Below are 23,260 nucleotides of genomic sequence, written 5' to 3'. Positions count from 1 at the left end.
GTCTAGGGTCTAGGGTCTAGGGTCTAGGGTCTAGGGTCTAGGGTCTAGGGTCTAGGGTCTAGGGTCTAGAAGAGCACAAAGAAAGAAAGAAAGAAAGAAAAAGAGAAGAGATACGAGTGAAGAAAAGTGAGAGGTTGAAGACAAAAAAAGGCGCTATTTTGTCAACGCCTTTTTTGTAGATTAGATCGGTTATTGCGGGGTTTCCGATGAAGGCAACGGCTTACGCAGTGCCTGACGGATCCGAATGGTAAGGAAACTAAGTACCGCCAATGCCAGTGTAATAACGGGCGCCGCCATTAACCCCATCGTCACCAATCGGCTGATGTGTTCAGGCAACAACGGTAATAACAAGCCAATACCGCATAGCAGTAACGTCCACAATCCCGCACTCAACCAGGAAAAGTAATGAAACTTACCGACCCGCTTTACTCGCATCCCCATCATCAACGGTAGCAGTGAACGCACAACCGGAATAAAGCGCGCACAGAACAATGCCACTAAACCGTGCTTACCTAACAAGGTATCTACCTGTTGTAGCCTGCGGGCAGGAACGGCATTCACCCACCCCTGCACCTTGGGCAATCGATATAACCATTTACCTTGCATGTATGCGGCCCAGCTACCCATCGCAGCACTCGTCGCAATCACGACCATAATCAATACCGGATCAAGTACGCCGACTGCAGCCAATGTACCTGATAACACGACAACGCTGTCACATGGGAAAGGAGCCGCAGGGATAAACCCACTTTCGAGGAAAATAAGCGCCGCAACGACCAAATACACCAAACTGGCGCTACCTGGCGCCATCAACGCGGTAAAATCCTGATGCCACAGAGCAAGCAGAACAGAAACTATTGAATCAAACATTAAGACTCCTAGACATCAATGTAATAGCAATTAGAAAAAATGAAACGATGACTGATGTCATTATCGAGTATGGATAAAGCGATAGAGCAGATTAGATTCTTGCCCCCCGCCACCGCTTAAATGAACAGTCCGCTGATAACACCGCAACAATACCGGAATCAATACCGCAGTGATCACCAAGTCTGCCGCATAGCCCAGTGTAAACCACATAGAGCCTCTTGAGGCATCCATTCCCGTACTGGTTCGTTCACTAAACACCGCACCGCCGCGCGGTGTATTCAACCGGGGGGCATTACGACTCGGCAACGCCTGTTTAGCAGGGGCATACTGATAGCTTGTTCCGTCCAGTAGCTCAGTACCAGAAAGGCTAACCAGCCGCATGGTTCCATTAGCGATACCAATTACAGGCAATACACTCCCCTGACTCATAAAAATAGTCATCCATGAGAAGAGCAAAATAGCTAACCAGTATTGGTAAATACCCATACCGTGAATCCAAGCGGAAATAAGAAGTTCCTTTTACCGCCACGCGTACCTAATTGCAATACAATTTGTGTAAGATCTCACTTCTGTTGAAATACTTAATAATGTAGAGCGAGGCCTCACATCATCAAGCCGTAATATTCCAATCGTAATATACGCAGGCAAGGACAACTCATAGTTAGTCAAACTAGACCTTTTTAGAATAATGGACCATGTATATATTTGATTTCAATCACAACACCAGCAAATGCAGATAGCGTGTAGATTTGCATAACCCAATATACCTTCACTTGTCTCATGTAAACTAATGGAATATACAATGAAACCTCGTTATCTCGCGTTGCTCATCGCTGTGCTCAGCACGCCCGCTCTTGCGTTTGATCTTGAAGCCCCTAAAGCCAATAACAGCGAGAACCTTGTTTGGACTGGCCACATGAGCCCAGATACCGATACGGTGACCTCTGCGATTGCCGCTGCATATATTTATGGCGGTACCGCTGCAGTACCAGGCGAACTGAATCCAGAAAGCACCTTTGTGTTAGATTACTGTAAAGCGGCAACGCCGAAAGCATTATCTAACGTGAAAGCGACAACCATCGGCTTGGTTGACTTCAACCAAAAAACGCAGCTGCATAAATCTGTTAACGAAAAAGATATCGTTGCCATTGTTGATCACCACGCTATCGGCGGCAATCCTGTCAACTTAGCTCAAGTGGCTGCAATTGATATTCGCGCTTGGGGCTCAGCGGCCACCATTCTAGCCAATCGAGCAGACAAACTGGGCGTTACATTACCGGCGAGCGTGGCTTGTACAACGCTTGGCGGGATCTTATCAGACACCATGGTATTCCGCTCACCAACCACCACACAATATGATCGTGACTACGCGGAGAAGCTAGCCAACATTGCAGGCATCAAGGATGTTGAAGCATTTGGTGAAAAGATGCTGGAAGCGAAATCAGACCTTAGCCATGTCAGCGCGGCTGATGTACTAAAGCTGGACTATAAAAACTTTGCCTTTGGCGGTAAGAAAGTGGGTATCGGTGTCGCAGAAACAATTACGCCACAGCAGCTGCTTGATCGTAAACCTGAATTCATTAACGCCATGAAGGCTCATAAAAAAGCGGCTGGCCTTGATCACCTGTTCTTCGCCGTTATCGACACCAAGAACAAGCGCGCCAATGTTCTTTGGATCGACAGTGCTGATAAGAAAATTGCCAAGTTGGCATTTGAAGGCAAAACGACAGAAGAGTGGCTTGAACTTGATGGCGTAACATCTCGTAAGCGCCAGATCGGCCCTGCGGTTCAGAAGGCCATTGAAGCTAAATAAGTTAAAACCATCGTTTTTTACATAAAGTAAAAGGATGACAAGCCCGTCACTGACACTCATCGTGACAGGCTTGCCGCTTCTTACTCCCAACGACTTACCGTCAAACATGACAACGTTTACAAATCAAACAATATCAATAAAAACAAGTGCTAAAGCACCCAATTTCGATAATGAATAAAAGCGAAGATTGCGATCATGGCACAAAGCGTGTCTAATATTTTTTCCGGTTTTGTCTGACAGGCGATTAACCTCGACATAATGGGTTCCTGTCTATGAAAAGGTGGTTAAATGGCAACAATAAAGGATGTCGCAAAAGAGGCGGGGGTTTCCATTGCGACCGTATCTCGCGTGATCAACAAATCCCCCAAAGCCAGTCAGGCATCCATTGATTCCGTCACCCTCGCCATGAGCAAATTAGGCTATCGTCCCAACGCGGCCGCCCGAGCGCTCGTCAGTCAAAGCACCAATACCATGGGCGTGCTGGTTTCCGATGTGTCCGACCCGTTCTTTGGTACTTTAATCAAATCTGTCGACAATGTTGCCCGTGAAAACGGCAAACATATCCTGATCGGTAACGGTTATCACAATGCCGATGATGAACGTCGCGCACTGGATTTACTGATCAATAGCCGCTGTGATGCGTTGGTTATTCACTCGAAGGGATTATCCGATCAAGAACTGATCAACTATGCCAACGAAGTGCAAGGCATGGTGTTGATCAACCGCCATATTCCGGCACTGGCTGATCGCTGTATTTCACTCGATAACCGTAAAGGCGCCTATCTGGCAACAGAGTACCTGATCCGCCACGGGCATAAGAATATTGCCTGTATCGCCTCATCACAAGGTATCGAAGATACCAATGAACGGGTAGATGGCTACTTGGCGGCACTGCAAGACAACCATATTACGCTACCGAAAAACTACATTGAATATGGTAAGGCAGACAGTGATGGCGGCGAAACAGCGATGACCAACTTACTGGCCAAATCACTCAATATCACTGGCGTGGTTGCCTATAATGACTATATGGCAGCAGGTGCATTATCAGTACTGGATCAAAACAATATCAGTGTACCGGATGACATCTCGATGGTCGGCTTTGATGATGGACTGATCGCCCGATTTGTTCATCCTCGTCTCACCACAATTCACTATCCAATCAAGATGATGGCTGAACGCGCGGCAAACTTGGCGTTAGCTCTCGCACAACATACTGCTGTCGATGATGAAACCATCATATTCACCCCCACTTTGGTCCGTCGTCATTCAGTAAAACCAATATAGCCGCTTACACAACATTCGCGCTCATTGATGCCTGACACCCAATGAAAAAGCCCTGCTCGGTCAGTGCATAGACCGGGCAGGGCTTTTTTTATGCTCACATCAATCGCTATTAAAACGTAAACTGGTACACCGTAAAGAAACGGTATTCCTGCTCAGGCTCAAGCATACAGCTTGGCTGTGGCCACTGTGGGTGATTAGGGGAATCAGGCAAAAACTGGGTTTCCAGTGCCAATCCTGCGTAAGCCTGATAAACGCCACCTGAACGATTAGCTGTCCCTGCCAACCAATTCCCGGTATAAAGCTGCATCGCGGGTTTGTCCGTGGCCACCTGCATACAAACAAGCTCATCAGGCGATACAACTTTAGCCACCGGCAAAGAAACATCCCGCCCAACGTTAAACAGGTAACTGTGATCATAACCATTTGCGGCTTGCTGTTGCTCATCAACCAGAAAATCCGCCGATACAGCCTTTGCCTGATTAAAATCAAAACCCGTTCCAACAACTGGCCGCAGCTCACCTAACGGGATCCCAACCGCATTGGTCGGCAAGTATTGATCCGCAGTGATCGTTAATTGATGTTCACGGCAGTCTTGGCCCGACTCAGCCCCCATCAAATTAAAATACGCATGGTTAGTTAAATTAACTGGGGTCGTTTTATCCGTTTGGGCCGCATAGGTCATGATAACTTGATTGTCATCGGTCAATTCATAGCAAACCTGCACAGACAAATTCCCCGGAAAGCCCTGATCCCCATCGTGAGAAAACAGTGAAAAAATCACTTTCTGTGACTGCTGCTTTTCAATCGCCCAGCGACGCTTATCAAACCCGTCAGAACCACCGTGCAAACAGTTCCCGGCCTGATTCACGACCACTTGATAACCCACCCCGTCAATCTCAAACTGGCCATTCGCAATACGATTAGCGTAACGACCAACTGCCACACCCATAAATGCTTTCTGGCGGATGAAATCATCCATGGTACTGACACCAAGCAGAACATCACGCTGCTCACCATTGCTCAGCGGTAAGGTGCAACTTAACCAAGTTGCACCAATGTCCATAAACACCACCCGCATGCCTGACATGTTTGTTAGCTCAACCAATTTAGCCGGATGACCATCAAACGCCATCTGCTGGGTCATGGTATTAAATAAAGGGTGACTCATTATTGTTATCCTTACAGTATTTCAACTAAGCCCGCTCCATCTTGGGCCTGACACACATAAATTGACGCCATCAGCCCCGTCGCTGCGTGGTAATGAGCTTCTACCGCGGCTTTTACACTCTCAACCATCATTGGGGGCACCAGCGCCACGATACAGCCACCGAAACCACCGCCGGTCATGCGTACCCCGCCCTCTTCACCAATAACATCTTTTACAATATCAACTAAGGTATCTATTTCCTTGACCGTGATTTCAAAATCATCGCGCATTGATGCGTGAGACTGTGCCATCAGCTCACCCATGCGTTTGATATCACCCGTTCTCAATGCTTCTGCTGCTTCAACCGTACGGGTATTTTCAGTGATCACGTGGCGGGCACGTTTCGCCACCATAGGATCGAGCTCCGTCTCTTTCGCAGTAAACTGCACAAGTGTTACATCACGCAGTGCTGACACGCCAAAAATACGTGCGGCTTCTTCACACTGTTGACGGCGAGTGTTGTATTCACTGTCAACCAATCCGCGCTTCTTGTTGGAGTTAATGATCACCACCGCCATGTCTTCCGGCATTGATACTGCGTAAGTTTCCAGACTACGGCAATCCAGTAGCATGGCATGGTTGGCTCGCCCTTCTGCTGAAATCATCTGATCCATGATGCCGCAGTTACAGCCTACAAATTCATTTTCAGCTTGCTGACCATTGAGCGCCACTTCCGCCTGGCAGATCTCCAAGTTATACAGTACCTTGAACGTCTGGCCAATCACCACTTCCAATGCTGCCGATGAACTTAACCCGGCTCCCTGCGGTACATTTCCGCTGACTGAAATATCCGCCCCAGTGAAATGGTAACCACGCGCCAACAGGCACTTCACCACACCGCGAATGTAGTTCGCCCACATTTTGTCTTGCTGAAAAGTGATCGCTTGGGTGATATCAAATTCATCCACAGCATTGTCATAATCGACCGATACCACGCGCACAAGGTTATCATCACGCTTGGCGGCTGCGACCACGGTTTGATAGTTGATCGCACATGGCAGCACAAAGCCATCGTTGTAATCGGTATGCTCGCCGATCAGGTTAACCCGACCCGGCGCTTGAATAATATGGCTTGGCGCATAACCAAAAACGTGCTCGAAAGCAGTTTTTACATTGCGAATGAGTTCAGACATAACAAGGTTCTCACGAAAAAGTAAAATCGGTGGGCGATCGCCTGGCAGCCATCGCCATAATTAATAAGCGCTTAACAGTAACGGCGCCTTATTGTTGTTCTTTGTAGTGAACATCACTGAGATCACGTAACCGCTGGGCGGCCTGCTCGGCGGTCAGATCCCGCTGGCTTTCAGCCAACATTTCATACCCCACCATGAACTTACGCACCGATGCACTGCGCAATAGTGGCGGGTAAAACAATGCATGTAGCTGCCAGTGATCAATGTCAGTGCCTTCTTCAAAGAACGGCGCGTAATGCCAGCCCATCGAATACGGGAAAGAACACTGGAACAAGTTGTCATAGCGGCTGGTCAGCTTTTTGATGGCAACAGCCAAGTCATCACGCTGTTCATTATTCAGCTCGCTCATCCGACGGATGTGTGTTTTTGGCAGTAGCATGGTTTCAAATGGCCACGCCGCCCAATAAGGCACTACCGCCACCCAATGTTCCGTTTCAACCACGATGCGCGAACCGTCTTTGATCTCTGCCTCGACATAGTCCACCAGCAAATTACGACCATTTTCTTGGTAATACGCTTTGAGGTTATGCTCTTTACGCTCAATCTCATTAGGCAAGAAGCTGTTCGCCCAAATCTGCCCATGCGGGTGAGGCTGAGAACACCCCATCGTTTCGCCTTTGTTCTCAAACGCTTGAACCCAAATGTAATCTTTACCCAGCTCTTCAATTTGATCATTCCAGGTGTCAATCACTCCACGAATTTTATCAACGGGTAGCTCGGGCAAAGTTTTGCTGTGATCAGGCGAGAAACAGATCACCCGACTCAGGCCGCGTACCCCTTGGGTTTTAAATAGCGGATTGGCTGACTCAGGCGCTTCTGGCGAATCCACCATGAGCGCAGCAAAGTCGTTAGAAAATACGTATGTCCCGGAGTAATCAGGGTTCACATCCCCTGAAATACGCGCATTGGTTGGGCAGAGAAAACACGCCCCGTCATACTGGGGTAATTGCGCGGTCGATGGCTGTTCATCCATGCCGCTCCAAGGGCGTTTTGCACGATGAGGGGACACCAATATCCACTGACCTGTCAGCGGGTTATAACGACGGTGTGGGTGATCAACGGGATTAAACTCAACATTAGACATAACTAGTTACTCAACTCATTAAAATGCTTTGATCTCTCACTGCATATATTCATGACATTGGGAAATACGGTGAGCAATACAGTGGACAATACGGCGGCTTCAATTACGCAGGGGTGTACCCTTGCGGATTATTGGATTGCCAACGCCAGGTATCGGCACTCATGGTTGCAATCGTTCGTGTCGCGACCCAATCCAGTTCACGGGCCGCTTTTTCCGTACTCGCCCAACACTCAGCAATATCACCCGGACGACGCGGGCAAATCTCATAGTTCACTGGCATACCACAGGCCACGCTAAACGCGTTGACCATCTCTAACACGCTGGAGCCTTTTCCGGTTCCCAAGTTATAAATATGCAGGCCAGCTTTCTCACCCACGGCTTTCAATGCAGCAATGTGGCCATCCGCTAAATCCATCACATGAATATAATCACGTACGCCAGTGCCATCGGGTGTTGAGTAGTCATCACCAAACACAGACAGTTTCTCGCGACGCCCTACCGCGACTTGCGCGATAAACGGCATTAAATTATTAGGGATCCCCTGCGGATCTTCCCCCATCGAGCCTGACGGGTGCGCCCCTACCGGGTTAAAATAACGAAGCAAGGTAATGCTCCAATCGTTTTCAGCCGCAAACAGATCAGACAAGCATTGTTCGACCATGTATTTACTACGGCCGTAAGGATTGGTGGTAGCCCCAGTTGGAGAGTCTTCGGTGATAGGAACAATCTCCGGATCGCCATATACCGTAGCGGAAGAGCTAAATACGATGCTTTTCACCCCGGCTTTACGCATTGAGCGCGCCAGCACCAATGAACCATTAACGTTGTTATCGTAGTATTCGAGTGGTTTTGCGACTGATTCTCCCACCGCTTTTAGACCAGCAAAATGGATGACTGCCGTAATGTCATACTGAGCAAATATCGAATCCAGAAACGCTTCATCACGAATGTCACCGTGATGGAACGCTGGCATCTTACCTGTCAGCGCTTCAATACGATTCAATACCTCCGCATTGGCATTACATAAGTTATCGACAATGACTGGCACCATCCCTGCTTCAATCATCTGCACACAAGTGTGACTACCGATATACCCCATACCACCTGTAACAAGCACTTTCATCCGTTGGCTCCCTCAATATTTGGCGCGTAATGTCGCTTTGAACCTGCTATGGCAGAAATTCTAGCAACTAACAGCACTCAAGATCCGTGATCAAACCCTCACAGTGTAAACGTTTCCACAGATTAACTCACACCTCCTAAAAAGCGTGAATACTTTATCCACACCCTTAATTTTCACAAGACCAGTAGCTTATTCCGAAATGAAAAACCGCGAGGAAATACGGGGGTAACGTGCGAAGAACGAGACAAAAATAGCAGCTAGCGGTGACGCCCCCTGCCGCAGGAGTAAGCATATAGGGGGCCGCGAGAGAGCGTTATGACATATTCAGTCTAAATATGGAGTTGGTTCAGGTGTTTTTGACGAACTTGCTGCAAGAGAGACCAGGCACGCACCTTTTTCAACAAGCTCGCGCTTACTTTCTTTTTGTTAATTCGAGGCCGTTTGTTGTTCTTAACGAATTCTGTCTTGTTACTCATAAATTACCGCTTTTGTTTTTTGCTGCTTCGCACCCAATAATAGACAGACGACTCCGCCAACCGAATACGCAACTAAATCCATCCAGTCAAACGTCGCCCCCAATATAATACTTAACGGAGATCCCGACTCTAAACCAAGCAACGGCCCTAATCGTAAGTACTGACTAACTTCAACAGAAAACGCTAAAAACACAGTAGCGCACGCAATAATATTGGATGGTAAATTCACCATGCTGGCAATTACGAAATAAAGCCATACAACAACCAGTACATCGCCTAGTGTTGGCCGAATAAAGGAATCTTGAACAAACAATGCAATAAACACTAATACCAGTAATAAAAGCATACTGATCAATAGATGGCTGAATGAAAATCGAAAGTACCTTGGGTCAACAGAGCCGCCTTCACGGTGCTGACTCATCATAGATCTCATTAAAGTCATACTATTAGGCTTGTTGTTGTTCATGCCTGATAACCTCATCATTGGATTCTAAACTCTTGCAGCTACGCTCATACCAGTCAACATCTCTTGTCAGTACCATCACTAAACTCAAAATAGCAAAGCACAACAGGGTTCCCATCAATAAGGCGTAGCTTTCAGCAAGCAGCAGCCCGAACAATAAACCATAGAGGCCCAACAGACTGCCGCCAAATATCAGCCCATTTTTTTTACTTTTTAGCATACCGCCAACATACACGCTCAATAGAACCGTGGAAGCCAATGCAGAAATCACATATGCCCAGTTAAACCCGACATGCTCACTTAACGAAATAAGTAACAGATAAAACAGGGCCAACGCTAAACCAACGAAACCATACTGGATCGGGTGCATCATCCGGGCTTGTAACATTTCAAGCAAAAAGAAGCTCGCGAAAACCAGAGTAATCACTAGCAAAGAGTAATTAATCGCACGATGGGACTTCAAATAATGGTCAACCGGATCAATCAAGTCGACCCCCATTTGGCGGCGTTCAAACTCATAGCAAGACGATGAATCCGACATGCAGTTACCAAACAATTGCGTCATATTGGTCGAAAAATTATTACTCGCCCATTGCGCATTAAAGCCTGCATCAGAAATGTCTGAGGATATCGGTAAATAGTCACCAATAAAGCTTGGGTGTGGCCATTCCGACGAAAGCTCAACCGTTGTATTCTTTCCTATTGGTGTAACCTGAAGCTGCCCCATACCCTGTAATAGAAAATTCAAATCAAAAGGCAGCATGGTTGAAGCATTGAGTTGGTTGGTATCTAAACGGGTACGAAACCCCTGAGCCAACTGATTAATCCCCGTACCGGGAATAACGTCGATCGCTTTGCCACCAAGCGTCATATTATCCAATTTGATCAGCCCTCGACTATCACTGATACCCACGACCATATTAACGTCTTGTATATCAAACTGGCGTAGTTCACTCAGCGCCGAGAGATCAAACGATCCTTTCAATGCTGTTTTCGCTTTATACAATCGAGCTTGATAGATACCTCGATATTTTTCAAAGCTCTCAAGATGGGCGGTCAAATCAAACGTGTCGGGTAAAATGAAAGCTTGACGTTTCATCGCATACGTTTTGTCTTCATTTGTCACCATTTCGATGTAATCCACACTGAGAAATGGTCCAATGATCCGCTGTTTATCGCTGCTGCTGCGCGCAATATCGTCCTGCACTTCTTGTTGGCGATGCGATCGCTCTGAGATCAGATCACTAACCATAGAAAGAGGGATCTGCAACAGTACAAATAAAAACAGCACAAAGCCGAACTTTATTGCAATTTGATTATTAAAAATCGTCTTCACTTTCATTCTCCTAAATTGATATTTTCATTGTAAAACGTCAATTTGGAGAATGAATGGAGCCTATGTGGAGTTTGTATGGAGTTGGGCGAAATTGCAGGGGACAATTAATCCGTTGGTAATTGCAGTGTGACTTTGACCCCTTCTGCCATGTTTTCAATCTTAAGCGTACCACGGTGTAGTTTGACCACCTGCTCAACAAAATTAAGCCCCAAACCGGTACTTTTCACGCCATTCTCACGTGCCAGTGAATAGAACCGCTCGGTCAGCCTTGTCATTGCATAGTCAGGTATTTGCGGGCCACTATTGTATATTGAAAGCGTTACCACTCCTTTCGTGTTTGCAACCTGCCATTGAATTACGCCATCTTGACCCACAAAATCAATCGCATTATCCATTACATTAAACAGTGCCTGCTTAAACAGAAAACCATCACCTTGAATAGCGACAGGTTTGTCTGTCTCTAAGCAATGGTTTGTGAGGTAGCAGTTGACCGCTTTGGCGCTTAATCGCACATCAGAAGCCTGCATAATATCGTTAATCACCGATACAATATCAATCGACTCTAGCCTATCGAGCTGCGGTCTTTTTTCTAATCGAGCCAGTTCCAGCAACTTGTCGATTAATGACTGCATACGATCACTTTCTCGTTCAATATTTGAGGAAAAGCGAAGGATTTTGTCTTCTGGCAGCGGCATCTGTAGTATTTCACTGGCGCCTTTAATGGCTGATAGCGGGCTCTTTAATTCATGAGTCAGCGTTTCAACGTATTCTTCCACATACTGCTTTCCGTCGAGTTGATTACGCATTTTTTCCAAGGCATCACTCAGGGTGCCAAACTCATAGAACATACGAAAAGTAGGCTTGGTGACTTTCTGCCCCTGTCCCATTTTTTCTGCATAATCTTCCAGCGAATTCAATGCTGAATGAATACGCCATGAAAACAGAGCACCGACGACAAGCACCAATCCGCTCATCCATACCATCCAGAACAAGACATTACGTTTGGATTGATCGATAAAGGGTTGAACCGAACGGTTTGCTTTCGCTACCGTTACGCTGCCGATGATCTCTCCATTGTGATAAATGGGCGCCGCAACATGCATAACTGTCGACAACGGATCATTCGGATTTTCTGTTGTACTCCGCGCGCCATATTGACCCCGCAACGTCAAATACACATCATTCCATTGAGAGTAATCCTCACCGACATCCTGCTGCCAGGAATCAGCGATGACAATACCTTGCTTATCCGTGATGTAAATACGGTGATTAATGGCGGGCTTACCCATTTCCCCAATGTGAGCTTTGGGTTCACGCTGACCATAAGCGGTCAGCAGTTCAGAAAAACGACTTTGTGCAATATTGCCATTGGCCACATCCTCTTCCACCAGCACCGCGAGAAGGTTAGCCATATCAACCAGTGTTTCTTCTGTGGTTTGACGAACCGTAGGTTTAAGTTCTTGAATGACGGTAGTACTCACCGTATAGGCGGTCATTCCAACTAAAATAAAATAAAGAAAAAACAGTCTCAGCCCCAATGGGATTTTAGGCCAGCGACTCATAGCTCACCCTTATTGCTATAGTAATAACCAAAGCCGCGTTTAGTGCCCACACGTTCAGACATCGCAAACGGTTTGAGTTTGTGGCGAATGGCCTTAATATGCGAATCAATATTTCGTTCATATACGGCTTCCGGCGCCATATCTGCGGCAACCATTAACTGCTCTCGACTCAAAACATTAGACGAGACAGATATCAGCTTATTAAGAATTTTAAATTCCACTGCAGTCAGGCCGAGCATCTGCCCGTTAATACCGTAATCAAAATTCAGGGGCTGCAGATCATCGTTATCAGGCTGTGCTGTTATCTGCTTACCCACATGATGCTCTTTCGTGCTCACCTGATCGTGCGGTTGCAGATCGTATTGCTGAACATGAGTCAGTGGTCGATGTCGCTTAATACGCAATTTTATTCTCGCCAACATTTCCCTTGGACTGAACGGCTTAGTGACATAATCATCGGCCCCAATTTCCAATCCAACCACACGATCAATTTCATCATTTCTGGCCGTCAAAAAGATGATCGGAATATCGGAAAATTCACGAATGGTTTTACACAGCTCAAACCCATTACCATCCGGTAATCCAACATCCAGCACCAACAGATCCGGAGACGTCGACCGAAGAAAAGCTAACCCTTCACCCGCCGTCGAAAACCAATATGTCTCATAACTATCCATTTCCAATACATGAATGAGATTCTCTGCAATGGCTGGCTCATCTTCAATGATAAGCACGGTTAATTTATCGCTCAATGTTCAGATTCCCCATGACACTTCTATTTATCTGCAGTTTCAATGACATATTAATCGATATTACCCTCCGAACCTAACTCATCCATGGTGTCCGCGGTTATCGTTCCCCGCCATAATTCACTGACATACAGCACAGGTATATCCATACCACTCAATGTACTCTGGCAACCAATCTATACAACGCCCTGAACAACCCGAAACACCCTCTCTCTGCTAGCCCGTTTAATAGCATTACACCGTCAACATCCCGCCGACTTCACCTAAAACACCACACGGATCACACTACGTAATCAGGTGAGACTTTTATTGAGACACTGTGATGAATGACTGATTTTACGTTTGTTTTGGCTGTTAATATCGCCGCATCGATTTATTAGTTTCACCTGATTGCGTTACATTAATTAGAGGTTAACATGGAAAAAATCATGAAACTCATTGAAGTCCGACTCATGCCTATCGCGGGTCGGATTGCACAGCAGCGTCACTTAGGGGCCATTCGCGATGCCTACATTTCGTTTATGCCTTTTATTATCGTCGGCTCGATTCTGCTTGTTATCAGCTCATTCCCAAGTGTTGCCTATAAAGAATTCATGGCATCGGTATTCGGCGCGAACTGGGGTAACAACATTGAAATCCCGTTCTCAGTCATTTTCTCTGGAATGTCACTGTTCATCTCGTTCTTAGTCGCTTACCGCCTAGCAGAGCGTTACGATCTGGATAAGATTTCTGCCGGTATTCTATCTCTATCAGCTTTCCTTATTCTGACCCCGTTTGCTCAGGCTGATACCCTTGGTACCGTGATCCCAACCGCCTGGCTTGGCTCTCGCGGGTTATTTGTCGCAATGATTGGTGCTCTGATCTGGACTGAAGTCTTCAAATGGTTCATTGATAAGAAAATCACCATCAAAATGCCTGATGGCGTTCCGCCTGCTGTGCAAAAATCGTTTGCCGCACTGATCCCCGCAACCGTGGTAATGTGTCTTGCGCTTGCGATCCGTCTAGCATTTGCCACCACTGAATACCAGACTATTCATCAGTTCATTTATGATGTGCTGGCGACCCCTATTCGTTCATTCGGGACCTCTTACATCGGCGCAATGCTAACCGGCCTGACAATCACTATCTTGTGGTCTGTCGGTATCAACTCAGGCTCAATGGTTAACGGGATCATGCGTCCTATCTGGGCTGAGAACCAACAAGAAAACCTGACGGCTGTTGCCAATGGCATGACCCCTCCTCACGTCGTCACTGAGCAGTTCTTTGACATCATTTGGATGGGTGGTGCGGGTGCAACGCTGTCACTAATCATTGCTGTTCTGATTTTTGCTCGCTCACAACACGTTAAGAAAGTCGGTAGCCTTGCTGCGGGTTCATCCATCTTCAACATTAATGAACCGGTATTGTTTGGTTTACCCGTTATCATGAACCCGATCATGCTGATCCCATTCAATCTGGTTCCTTTAGTTCTCATCACAACCCAGTACGTTGCCATGTCAATCGGGCTAGTAGCAACCACTACCGGTGCCTTTATCCCTTGGACACTGCCTGCTGTCTTCTCTGGCTTCATCGTCACGGCAAGCATCTCAGGGGCCATTATGCAAGTGGTTAACTTGGCCATCGGCGCAATGATTTACCTTCCTTTCCTACGCATTATTGATAAGCAATACCGTGCCGCGGAAGTACCAGTAGAAGCAACCGAAGTCATTCAAGCACGTACCGCAAAGGCTTAATCATGAAAAATAACAACTGGGGCATTATTGCTACGTGGCGCATGGCGTTTGATGGCATCAATGAAGCATCCACACTGCTTCAAGCGGAAAAAAGTGCCACTGATGCGGTGCTCCATGCCGTAAAGCGAGTAGAAGACTACCCGTATTACAAAAGCGTTGGTTACGGTGGCTTACCCAATGAAAAAGGCGTCGTTGAGCTGGATGCTGCCTTTATGGATGGCAGCTCAATGGCCATCGGCGCGGTCGCAAGCATCAAAGATTTCGCGAATCCAATCATGATTGCTGAAGCATTAAGTAAAGAGCGCTTCAACAGTTTCATGGTCGGCGAAGGCGCTGAAGTCTGGGCCGCATCACAAGGCTTTGAGCAAAAAACCATGCTCACTGAGCGCGCTGAACTGCATTACAAAAAGCGCTGCAAAGAGACGTTACAACGCGGCCTATCGCCTTACATGGGCCATGATACGGTCGGCATTGCAGCGCTGGATTGCAACGGTGACATCAGTGTCGGCACCTCAACCAGTGGCTTGTTCATGAAACGCGCTGGCCGAGTAGGTGACTCACCGCTGTCTGGTTCCGGTTTCTATGCCGACAGTGACATCGGCGCGGCAACCGCGACCGGATTGGGTGAAGACCTGATGAAAGGCTGCGTAAGCTACGAAATTGTCCATCGCATGGGCACAGGCATGTCGCCGCAAGAAGCCGCCGAAACCACGGTGCGTGATCTCGAGCGTAAGCTGATTAAACGCTATGGTCGTGCGGGCGATCTCTCGGTTGTTTGCATCAATAACCACGGTGATTTTGGCGCGGCCACCAATATCGACGGCTTTTCGTTTTCCGTTGCCACCCATAAACACGCACCCACCATCTACCTCTGTGTACGAGACGGTGAGCACACAAAACATGAAGTGGCCAGCCAAGAATGGCTAGACGCTTATCAAGCACGAATTACAGCACCCATTGAATAACTTGGAGTTACTATGAAAAATATCCTACTAATTTGTGACATGGGAATGTCAACCAGCCTTGTGGTAAAACGCATGCTACAAGCCGCCGACAGCGAAGGCATTGAAGCGACGATTGAAGCCAAAGGCTCACAAGATTTTAAAAACGTTGTCGCAAACTTCGACTGCATTCTGATCGCACCACAAATCAGCTACAAGCTGGCCGATTTCACTGCGATTGCCAACGAGCACGGCAAGCCTATCGCGCTGATTAATATGATGGATTACGGTTTGACGGCGGGTGATAAGATCCTCGCGCAAGCACTAGCGATGATGAACTAAGGTACGAGAATGAATAGCGAACAGTACGAAGAAAATGTCATGACATTGATTGTCAGTGCCGGTCAATGCCGTAGTTTACTGATGGTCGCGATGAAAGCCGCACGTGAAGGTCAGTTTGATGAAGCTGACAACTACGTAGAAGAGGCACGTAAAGCCTTAAATGCCGCCCACCTGATCCAGACAAAGTTAATTGAGTTTGATGAAGGTGAAGGCAAGCTTCCTGTCCATATTGTGATGGTACACGCACAAGATCACTTGATGAATGCGGTGCTATTGATGGATATGGCTGGTGAAATCATCCACCTTCACAAAAGTCGCAGCTAACGATTACTATTGCAATTAACAATAAAGGGGATCATTGATCCCCTTTATTTTATTAGCAGCGATATTCTCAGAGCACTTACTTCTGCGAGACAAAGCAGTATCGAGATAAAAATATAAAGATAGTAATAAAAAAAGAAGAGAAGCTGACTCGTGATGAATATTCAGATGAAATAATGCAATACACGGATAATTGGCTGATAGAAAAATATCTGCTCGATTAAACGAGCAGTATATTAATAATTTTGTTTTATAAACGTATGAGGCGTGAGGTTTTTTAACCGTTTGCGGATAATTCGCTTATTCAGCGTATCTTCATATTCAAGAATCGTCGCACCTAACCCCAACCGTTTATCAAATAACTCCCCGGCCAAAATGTCAGTAATGTCTTTATCAAATGCGGCATCAACACCGATATCAATACCATCATGTATTTCAACCTGTTGCGAGATACGATGAGCAATATTCAACGCTAAAGGATGGCCTAATGTTAAAACGGAAGTGATCGCATAGGGCAGTACATTACTCACAAAATCTGCAATATTCTCTTCTGCCGACTCGTCGGCCTCTTTAACCAAAGCAAAGCTGATATGAGAACTGAATTTTTCGATAAAAATCAGCAATATACTTTTATTACTGGCAATAGTTAATGGCAAAGGAAAAGCATCAATAATCACCTGTCCCTTATCGATGTCTAATTTGGGTTTGATGGCACGCCCTGCATTATAAGCACTCAGACAACGATTCAGACTCGAACGAGATATCCCTTTATTGATTAATAAGCGCGTAACTTCCAGTAATTCATCAAGCGAAAGATTAAGACGCTTTCTCAGAAACAAAATCAACGCTTCTTGTTCAGGTGACAGCGTTTTGTGAATCACCTTCGGCCGATGAGATTTATCATGGCAAGAGTCACGATTACGCCAACGTTTCACCGTATCAATAGAGATACTCAGCTCTGCAGCCAATTCTGCATCAGACTTCTCTGATGATTGGATATATTTCCGCGTTCTCGGTGTTGTGCTAGCATTAGTATGTAACTTGATTTCCATATAAACTCCTGTTTATTAGGTATATTTTAAAACATCTAACGCTATATATCTATGCCATTTTTCAAGCGAACGGTCACACTTTACCTGACTATTAAGCCGTCAACCAGCACGATAATCAAACTAGCACCCATCAGTCCATACGACCACCTTATAACCCAGTGACTTCAGGATGTTTGTCTCAGCGAGAATGTTCCATCAATCAAGCAATGATAATAGTAAAATGCACAGGCGCATAAATCCGTCTGCGCACACTTCTTATATGACTAATGTTATTGACTAGGCTTCGGTGGTCGTTTATCTAAAAAACGCTTTTTCACCTTCAACAAATGCTCATCATGACGAGTTTTTATTCTTTCCCGCAACTGCTTTTTATCATCACTCATAAATAAAAAATTTCATTATAACTTGATCAATTCACCACAGTCTTTACACAGATAAACTGCTTTAAAAAATAATCGCTGAAAGAAATTACGCTTTATTTTAATAATATTTCGATGTCGACAAAATTGGCACATACATTATTCTCCAGGTGTAAACGTCCGCGGCATGGTTAAGCACCACACACATTCCTGTTATGGACGATTTAAAACGATTATAGCGCCTAAGACCCCCTGATAAAGGATGACTTCAGAGCCTGGCATAATTTATAGCGGTAATGATGGCTCGGAGATCACAAGATCCGCACAGATCCAATCGCGGTTTCCACCATTCATACGCTTTACGTTGATCTGTTCTTTGACATCCAATGCTGGCGAATATTTTTCATTATTATGAGCTCCTTTCCTAAAACCGATGCCAACAAGATTAATCTATATGACATGCACAGCGTCATCATTTGAACCAATAGTACTACTCAAAATGGGTAGATGCAAGATCGTAAGCTTATGAAATGTCATTCGCAGGATTAATCGGTCTATTAAATTACCCGATTATGCAAAAAAACAAGCTCCGAAGAGCCTGTGATCATTCAGCCATCGTGCCGCTTGTACTTCATTCGATGGAGACACAACCCGACGTAGGGGGTAATGACCCTTCGTGACAGAGCTCTGCTGATAAGTCACGCCGAGCCCGTACCATAATCCAGAATAAAACAAGGTGGATCAGTGGCATAGCTAATTAAGTGATTTATTAAATAGCCACAAGATAGGGATTTTTGACAAGAAAAAAGGCAAAATACAACCCCATTGTTTTCAAGAACAATGCAATATAAGCTCACGAAAAAATGTTGGGATGAACGGTGGACACTAAAAACTGTATTATTGATTCTGACCTAACTCCGGTCTGGCAAACAGAGCTTGAATTACTTGAGCCTAGTAAAATAATATTTTCACATTGGCCTTGTAAGGAAGCGACATCCGATAAAGTGTCGCTCATATAGCGAAAATAGTGTTGAAAAATTAAACTGCTGGTGTGAGTATGTCTGATGTTACATTGTTAACCTTTGTATTCATCCCCTAGCTTGTAGTCACTCAATTTATAGAAAGATAGCGAGTTTTTATCAATGTATTTTTTCAGCTTTTCAACAATCTTTTCATGGAAAATTAAACTTCCGCCAAAGACACCCTCAGGAAGTATAATTAACCTTTCGTTCACATCAATAGCATCTAGAATATCATTATTAAACTTATACTCTATTACTTCATGATCATAATCTGAAGGATCGTAGTTCCTTATCTTACTTTTTTCAAAGTCAATACAATCGAGTTCATCATACAAATTAAAATAGAAGTAATCTTCATGCCAATTGTCATTCTGATCAATAATCACCGCTGGGAAAAGTTGAAAGCTTCTTACTTTATACTGCGCTAATAGTTCGGCAACATCAGATGATACTACTGGGAAAATCCCAGTAAATTGTATTTTATTAAGATTGAATACTGAACTTTTATCACTTAAAGTAAAAAATACAGGACCATCTCCATAATCTAGCTTTATGATTCGGAAATCTCTACGACTAGTATTCAAAGTTGCCTTGAGTGAAATTAAATCATTTCGAAAGGGGTTCTTTAGCAGTAGATAATATTGTTCTTCGTAATTTTTCATATGCCTCTCTGTGGGTGCCAAATTGGAGAAAGCCTTAGAGCTCATATGTGCTCCCTAAGGCATCTATCTATATAAGAGCTATCAACACCCAGTGTTATGAGTTTTGAGCGATGGTTACTTTTTTAGTTAATGCGCTTAAACTCCATTCCAAGTTTGTACTCGCTGAGTTTGAAAAACTGGAATGTCTCAATATTGAATTTGGCTAGTGCCTTTACGACTTTATCGTGAATAATAATTGCGTCACCTTCTACGCGAGCAAGTTTGATAATCAGACGGTTTTCTTCTGGTATATTATCTAAAACGTTGCTGAGTAGTTTGTAAGTTATAACTTCATTGTGCTTTGCATTAGGCTCGTACTCATCAACATCGCTATTTTCAAAGTCAACACAATCTAAAGAATCATAAAAGTTAAAAAAATAAAACTCTTCATGCCACTTCCCGTCATCCCCTATGATGACTGCTGGGAACAACTGAAGACCATGTGTTTTATATTGATTCACTACTCCAGCAATATCTTCCGACACCACTGGGTATATACTATCCATTTGAACATTAGTAAGGTAAAAAGGTATTTCGCCTTTGTAACCATTTTCAAAAAAAACTGGTCCATCTCCATAATCTAATCGCTCGTACGTATGGTTCCTTCTTCCAGTATCTAGCGTTGCTCGTAACGAAAGAAACTTTTCACGGAAAGGAACTCTTTTTAAAAGATAGTATTCTTGTTCATAGTTCTTCATATTTTTCTCTTCAAAGCCCAGTTTTGTGGAAAATCTATAGCTGTATCTAGTGTAAAACTGCTGCTTGGTCGGGTATCAAATTCACCACTGTGATCTCCTTTTTTATCACAACACTTTTTACCACCTTTGACGTCACCAACTTTCTCTCCTTCACCACAACCAATATATGGCTCTTCTGGATCTTGAGGGCGTTCAAAGTTTGTATGTATAGAAGTGAGTGGTAGAGTGAAATTAGCAATTCTTCTCAAAGCCCTTTGACTTACTTTATCCATTATTTCTTTATGGATGTACCGCTCACTCTCTTCAATAGCTGTAGTACCATAACACTCATTAATATCTTGTTTTTTTTCAGTGACTAAGTCTTTGATTGTTTCATGGTAATCATAATTCAATATCTCATCAAATTGATTTTTCTTAAACTTATGATCACTTCTATGAACTTGAGTACCTAAATGACATGCACCTCTAAATGTTGCACATAATATGATCTACTCAGGATTAAGTGGATTAGTTGAGCTTTACTTTAGAGCCCTGAATCTTCTGAATTTTTTCAGCACTACTACTTACATGCTTAGCCGTGGTAGTCATACAGCCATAGTATCTTCTCTTGATTTAAACGAATAGATAAATCAAATTATACACTTAAAAATCAACATGATAACCATAGATTTCCATAAATAATTTTAAAAGAGTAAGGTACTTTTCCCGAGGCTCTTCATACAAAACTAAGACACTAAACAACTATTAGAAAAAGTAGGTCAAAAATGTCTATAGGTATATGTCAAGAACCCCATGGTTAAATGACTTTGGGGCATAAATGAACCGGAACCGATTGACCTAGTGAATGTTGGAAATGGCACAGAATTACCGCCTTTAGCAACTAAATCTCTACTACGTTCTCCCCTGATAGTGATAAAATCTCCGTATCAGAATTACCGAGAAACTCTATGTTTATCCATCATGTTAACGGCATCGACTGGCTGGTGATTACAGCTTTTGAAGAACTGAAAACTCTATTTATCGAAGAAGCTGGTGCGATCCCCTTGTGCTTCTCTACCGCCAGCGAATTGAACCTGATTGATCAAGCCAAGCGCACTTATGGATATTTGCCTACACTCAATGGTGTAATCACCGATACAGGCACTTTTCAACGTCAGGATAACGAAGAAGATTTGAACCCTCAGCTTGCCTGCCTAGTTGAGGGGCGTGGTCGGGTTTTTATCTATCACGGCGGCTTTGTGGCTTTTGTGGATGACGAGCAAACCTTTATTACCCGAATGGACTGAAAATTATTCAGTAAGTTGAAGTCGGCGAATTGGCATCCCTAGCAAGGAAGGGGCACAAACGTACTAGCGTCGATCGTGCTAGCATGTCTATCAAAACTAAACAAAATTAACCTTTCACATCAATGAGATGCCAATGTAGAACACGGAAAAAGCTTGCACACTGACTAAGTGTGCAATCCAGTTCCAATCGATCAATCTGTTGATGTAGGATGATTAATGGCGAGATCGTCATTCACATCAGACCACCAGTCTAGATACCGCTGAGCTGACTCTCTTCCCGATTTGGCTAACGCTCTTTTCAACTTATCGCTTAAATCAAAATCTGTCGTACCGACACCCAACGTATCTATGTAAACAGTTCTTTGCCAGTCGTCGCTATGGAGGTGCTGACTATCTTGAGCCGCTAAAGCGGTCTTTATCAATTGCATCGTATAATCGAGAAAATTTTCAATTTCAACACTTTTAGGCGTTTGCCCATCTCGAAACACCGCAATTTCTTTCCCGGAATCAAGACGGAAACCAAGCGTTTCCTTGTTGTAAATATATGGGCTACTTTTGGGAGCTATTTCTGCAAGTTTACTGTTTTCCTTTTCATAGTAGCCGGGGATTCGTTCAAGATTGTCATCTTCAAGGTACTTTTTCCGGTCAAAAATCTTGACTGGATAGTTGTTGATCACACCACCGTCCACAAACACATCGTCTCTATCATCACGAACAGCCCTGAAGAAAAGTGGTATCGACATTGAACGCCTTACAGCATCCACAACTCGCATACGAGGTGTGTGCTCTGGTGAATAAATTTCACCAAATTGTGTTGAAAGGTTTGATGCATAGATAAATAGTTCTTTTCCAGAGTGCTCGTGTAACGCTTTAAATGTAATGTTGGCAGATCCTGTTTTCTTTTTTAGTAGCTCCCCAATCCACTCCCTGAAGAAATCACCTCTATACCAACCAAATTCATTTCTAAGGCGCTTCATATCACGAAGTGCCCCCCAGCTATCATCTTTGAAATCGTTAAAATCAAGGCTCTGCAATATTTTTAGCATTTCTGTATTGCTATACCCGGCAGCGAACAAAACCGCATTGATTGACCCTGCAGATGTTCCCCCCACACGGGTAATATTTTGCAGAATAAGCTCTCTTTCCAAGATTTGCATTGCTCCCACATACGCAATGCCTTTTACCCCGCCACCCTCGAAAATCAAGTTTCTAAATGGATAAGTCATTTAATCCTCCCATAGATACCAACCATAAACACAACTAATTGCATATGGTGTTAACTGTATGCTATTTGGTCATCTACCGGTGGGATAACTTCACAAAATGATCATGCGAGTAGCACTGAATGCAAAAGCGGGTATTGCAGGAGCAAGTAAGCCGCCTAATAGTCACTGCAAATTTTTAATGCAAAAAAAGGGATTTATGTGGCATCTGTAAGCGACGACTATCAGCAAACAGCAGGCACATCGAGTAGGGTGAGGCGTCGCCGCCTCATCCCTCTCACAGAACCGTACGTACGGACCTCGTATACGGCTCATGTACATTTCCATTCAGCGTAAGTGCTGAACACATGCCCTGTCACAACATGTTCAATATTGACTAAACCAAGTTCATTGAACCATTGATTTGTCATAGCGTAGCT

At 44.6% G+C, this 23,260-nt stretch carries 22 protein-coding genes; 7 read left to right on the top strand and 15 right to left on the bottom strand.

What is annotated here, in order from left to right:
* Window positions 1–189 precede the first annotated feature (189 nt).
* Together L4D12_RS24330 and L4D12_RS24325 are read right to left on the bottom strand one after the other, a co-directional pair.
* Window positions 190–870 carry a DedA family protein gene (locus L4D12_RS24330; protein WP_428450415.1) on the bottom strand — a complete coding sequence of 227 codons (681 nt, stop codon included), beginning with the start codon at window positions 868–870 and terminating at the stop codon, window positions 190–192.
* A 60-nt stretch (window positions 871–930) separates the two neighbouring features.
* Entirely contained in the window at window positions 931–1,356 is a 426-nt protein-coding gene (locus tag L4D12_RS24325) for a hypothetical protein (RefSeq protein ID WP_428450414.1), read from the bottom strand.
* A gap of 316 nt (window positions 1,357–1,672) precedes the next feature.
* Here L4D12_RS24325 and L4D12_RS24320 point away from each other — a divergent pair, with 316 nt between their 5' ends.
* Together L4D12_RS24320 and L4D12_RS24315 are read left to right on the top strand one after the other, a co-directional pair.
* Complete coding sequence (locus L4D12_RS24320) at window positions 1,673–2,683, top strand: manganese-dependent inorganic pyrophosphatase (protein WP_428450413.1); 1,011 nt, start codon at window positions 1,673–1,675, stop codon at window positions 2,681–2,683.
* 288 nt (window positions 2,684–2,971) lie between these two features.
* Complete coding sequence (locus L4D12_RS24315) at window positions 2,972–3,970, top strand: substrate-binding domain-containing protein (RefSeq protein WP_428450412.1); 999 nt, start codon at window positions 2,972–2,974, stop codon at window positions 3,968–3,970.
* 109 nt (window positions 3,971–4,079) lie between these two features.
* Here L4D12_RS24315 and galM read toward each other — a convergent pair whose 3' ends face one another.
* The 8 genes from galM to L4D12_RS24275 all read right to left on the bottom strand — a co-directional run bounded on the left by galM (window position 4,080) and on the right by L4D12_RS24275 (window position 13,166).
* Entirely contained in the window at window positions 4,080–5,138 is a 1,059-nt protein-coding gene (galM, locus tag L4D12_RS24310; RefSeq protein WP_428450411.1) for a galactose-1-epimerase, read from the bottom strand.
* Between the two features lie 11 nt (window positions 5,139–5,149).
* Window positions 5,150–6,310 (bottom strand): galactokinase, encoded by a 1,161-nt coding sequence (gene galK, locus L4D12_RS24305; RefSeq protein WP_428450410.1) that lies wholly within the window; start codon window positions 6,308–6,310, stop codon window positions 5,150–5,152.
* Between the two features lie 88 nt (window positions 6,311–6,398).
* A complete protein-coding gene (locus tag L4D12_RS24300; RefSeq protein ID WP_428450409.1) occupies window positions 6,399–7,454 on the bottom strand; it encodes a UDP-glucose--hexose-1-phosphate uridylyltransferase in 1,056 nt (351 codons plus the stop codon).
* A gap of 103 nt (window positions 7,455–7,557) precedes the next feature.
* Window positions 7,558–8,577 carry a UDP-glucose 4-epimerase GalE gene (gene galE, locus L4D12_RS24295; RefSeq protein WP_428450408.1) on the bottom strand — a complete coding sequence of 340 codons (1,020 nt, stop codon included), beginning with the start codon at window positions 8,575–8,577 and terminating at the stop codon, window positions 7,558–7,560.
* Between the two features lie 468 nt (window positions 8,578–9,045).
* Window positions 9,046–9,477: a ribosomal maturation YjgA family protein gene (locus tag L4D12_RS24290; RefSeq protein ID WP_428450407.1), complete on the bottom strand. Its 432-nt coding sequence runs from the start codon at window positions 9,475–9,477 to the stop codon at window positions 9,046–9,048.
* Between the two features lie 22 nt (window positions 9,478–9,499).
* Window positions 9,500–10,852, bottom strand: coding sequence for a cell envelope integrity protein CreD (creD, locus tag L4D12_RS24285; RefSeq protein WP_428450406.1), 1,353 nt, complete (start codon window positions 10,850–10,852; stop codon window positions 9,500–9,502).
* Window positions 10,853–10,956: 104 nt separating this feature from the next.
* Window positions 10,957–12,414: a two-component system sensor histidine kinase CreC gene (gene creC, locus L4D12_RS24280; protein ID WP_428450405.1), complete on the bottom strand. Its 1,458-nt coding sequence runs from the start codon at window positions 12,412–12,414 to the stop codon at window positions 10,957–10,959.
* Window positions 12,411–13,166: a response regulator gene (locus L4D12_RS24275; protein ID WP_428450404.1), complete on the bottom strand. Its 756-nt coding sequence runs from the start codon at window positions 13,164–13,166 to the stop codon at window positions 12,411–12,413. The genes creC and L4D12_RS24275 overlap by 4 nt, the downstream gene beginning before the upstream one ends.
* 425 nt (window positions 13,167–13,591) lie before the next feature.
* Here L4D12_RS24275 and celB point away from each other — a divergent pair, with 425 nt between their 5' ends.
* Genes celB through L4D12_RS24255 form a run of 4 tightly spaced genes read left to right on the top strand, consistent with a single transcriptional unit; the run spans window position 13,592 to window position 16,503 of the window.
* Window positions 13,592–14,896: a PTS cellobiose transporter subunit IIC gene (gene celB / locus L4D12_RS24270; protein ID WP_428450403.1), complete on the top strand. Its 1,305-nt coding sequence runs from the start codon at window positions 13,592–13,594 to the stop codon at window positions 14,894–14,896.
* 2 nt (window positions 14,897–14,898) lie between these two features.
* The gene (locus L4D12_RS24265) at window positions 14,899–15,861 is read left to right on the top strand and encodes a glycosylasparaginase (RefSeq protein WP_428450402.1); all 963 of its coding nucleotides are present in this window, start codon (window positions 14,899–14,901) and stop codon (window positions 15,859–15,861) included.
* Between the two features lie 12 nt (window positions 15,862–15,873).
* Window positions 15,874–16,179, top strand: coding sequence for a PTS sugar transporter subunit IIB (locus L4D12_RS24260; protein ID WP_428450401.1), 306 nt, complete (start codon window positions 15,874–15,876; stop codon window positions 16,177–16,179).
* Between the two features lie 9 nt (window positions 16,180–16,188).
* Entirely contained in the window at window positions 16,189–16,503 is a 315-nt protein-coding gene (locus L4D12_RS24255; RefSeq protein ID WP_428450400.1) for a PTS lactose/cellobiose transporter subunit IIA, read from the top strand.
* 233 nt (window positions 16,504–16,736) lie between these two features.
* Here the strand turns inward: L4D12_RS24255 and L4D12_RS24250 are convergent, their stop codons facing one another.
* From L4D12_RS24250 to L4D12_RS24235, 4 genes are all read right to left on the bottom strand, one after another.
* Window positions 16,737–17,552: a hypothetical protein gene (locus L4D12_RS24250; protein WP_428450399.1), complete on the bottom strand. Its 816-nt coding sequence runs from the start codon at window positions 17,550–17,552 to the stop codon at window positions 16,737–16,739.
* Between the two features lie 1,434 nt (window positions 17,553–18,986).
* On the bottom strand, window positions 18,987–19,640 hold the full coding sequence (locus L4D12_RS24245; RefSeq protein ID WP_428450398.1) for an imm11 family protein: 654 nt from the start codon (window positions 19,638–19,640) through the stop codon (window positions 18,987–18,989).
* A 77-nt stretch (window positions 19,641–19,717) separates the two neighbouring features.
* Complete coding sequence (locus tag L4D12_RS24240; protein WP_428450397.1) at window positions 19,718–20,332, bottom strand: imm11 family protein; 615 nt, start codon at window positions 20,330–20,332, stop codon at window positions 19,718–19,720.
* On the bottom strand, window positions 20,329–20,724 hold the full coding sequence (locus tag L4D12_RS24235) for a hypothetical protein (RefSeq protein ID WP_428450396.1): 396 nt from the start codon (window positions 20,722–20,724) through the stop codon (window positions 20,329–20,331). Before L4D12_RS24235 ends, L4D12_RS24240 begins: the two co-directional genes overlap by 4 nt.
* A 555-nt stretch (window positions 20,725–21,279) precedes the next feature.
* Between L4D12_RS24235 and L4D12_RS24230 the strand changes: the two genes are divergently transcribed.
* Complete coding sequence (locus tag L4D12_RS24230) at window positions 21,280–21,618, top strand: cytosolic protein (protein WP_428450395.1); 339 nt, start codon at window positions 21,280–21,282, stop codon at window positions 21,616–21,618.
* 191 nt (window positions 21,619–21,809) lie between these two features.
* On the opposite strand, the gene L4D12_RS24225 is transcribed toward L4D12_RS24230, so the two are convergent.
* Complete coding sequence (locus L4D12_RS24225) at window positions 21,810–22,844, bottom strand: patatin-like phospholipase family protein (protein WP_428450394.1); 1,035 nt, start codon at window positions 22,842–22,844, stop codon at window positions 21,810–21,812.
* Between the last annotated feature and the right edge of the window lie 416 nt (window positions 22,845–23,260).

Source organism: Photobacterium nomapromontoriensis, from assembly GCF_050336815.1.
GTDB lineage: Bacteria > Pseudomonadota > Gammaproteobacteria > Enterobacterales > Vibrionaceae > Photobacterium > Photobacterium nomapromontoriensis.
Note: the sequence above shows the minus strand (reverse complement) of the source record. Positions and strands in the feature narration are given on the sequence as shown.

Bases quoted from the DNA above. Each gene is read 5' to 3' on its own strand.
- L4D12_RS24330 (WP_428450415.1), bottom strand. From the start codon at position 870: ATGTTTGATTCAATAGTTTCTGTTCTGCTTGCTCTGTGGCATCAGGAT.
- L4D12_RS24325 (WP_428450414.1), bottom strand. From the start codon at position 1,356: ATGGGTATTTACCAATACTGGTTAGCTATTTTGCTCTTCTCATGGATG.
- L4D12_RS24320 (WP_428450413.1), top strand. From the start codon at position 1,673: ATGAAACCTCGTTATCTCGCGTTGCTCATCGCTGTGCTCAGCACGCCC.
- L4D12_RS24315 (WP_428450412.1), top strand. From the start codon at position 2,972: ATGGCAACAATAAAGGATGTCGCAAAAGAGGCGGGGGTTTCCATTGCG.
- galM (WP_428450411.1), bottom strand. From the start codon at position 5,138: ATGAGTCACCCTTTATTTAATACCATGACCCAGCAGATGGCGTTTGAT.
- galK (WP_428450410.1), bottom strand. From the start codon at position 6,310: ATGTCTGAACTCATTCGCAATGTAAAAACTGCTTTCGAGCACGTTTTT.
- L4D12_RS24300 (WP_428450409.1), bottom strand. From the start codon at position 7,454: ATGTCTAATGTTGAGTTTAATCCCGTTGATCACCCACACCGTCGTTAT.
- galE (WP_428450408.1), bottom strand. From the start codon at position 8,577: ATGAAAGTGCTTGTTACAGGTGGTATGGGGTATATCGGTAGTCACACT.
- L4D12_RS24290 (WP_428450407.1), bottom strand. From the start codon at position 9,477: ATGATGAGTCAGCACCGTGAAGGCGGCTCTGTTGACCCAAGGTACTTT.
- creC (WP_428450405.1), bottom strand. From the start codon at position 12,414: ATGAGTCGCTGGCCTAAAATCCCATTGGGGCTGAGACTGTTTTTTCTT.
- celB (WP_428450403.1), top strand. From the start codon at position 13,592: ATGAAACTCATTGAAGTCCGACTCATGCCTATCGCGGGTCGGATTGCA.
- L4D12_RS24265 (WP_428450402.1), top strand. From the start codon at position 14,899: ATGAAAAATAACAACTGGGGCATTATTGCTACGTGGCGCATGGCGTTT.
- L4D12_RS24260 (WP_428450401.1), top strand. From the start codon at position 15,874: ATGAAAAATATCCTACTAATTTGTGACATGGGAATGTCAACCAGCCTT.
- L4D12_RS24255 (WP_428450400.1), top strand. From the start codon at position 16,189: ATGAATAGCGAACAGTACGAAGAAAATGTCATGACATTGATTGTCAGT.
- L4D12_RS24250 (WP_428450399.1), bottom strand. From the start codon at position 17,552: ATGGAAATCAAGTTACATACTAATGCTAGCACAACACCGAGAACGCGG.
- L4D12_RS24245 (WP_428450398.1), bottom strand. From the start codon at position 19,640: ATGAGCTCTAAGGCTTTCTCCAATTTGGCACCCACAGAGAGGCATATG.
- L4D12_RS24240 (WP_428450397.1), bottom strand. From the start codon at position 20,332: ATGAAGAACTATGAACAAGAATACTATCTTTTAAAAAGAGTTCCTTTC.
- L4D12_RS24230 (WP_428450395.1), top strand. From the start codon at position 21,280: ATGTTTATCCATCATGTTAACGGCATCGACTGGCTGGTGATTACAGCT.
- L4D12_RS24225 (WP_428450394.1), bottom strand. From the start codon at position 22,844: ATGACTTATCCATTTAGAAACTTGATTTTCGAGGGTGGCGGGGTAAAA.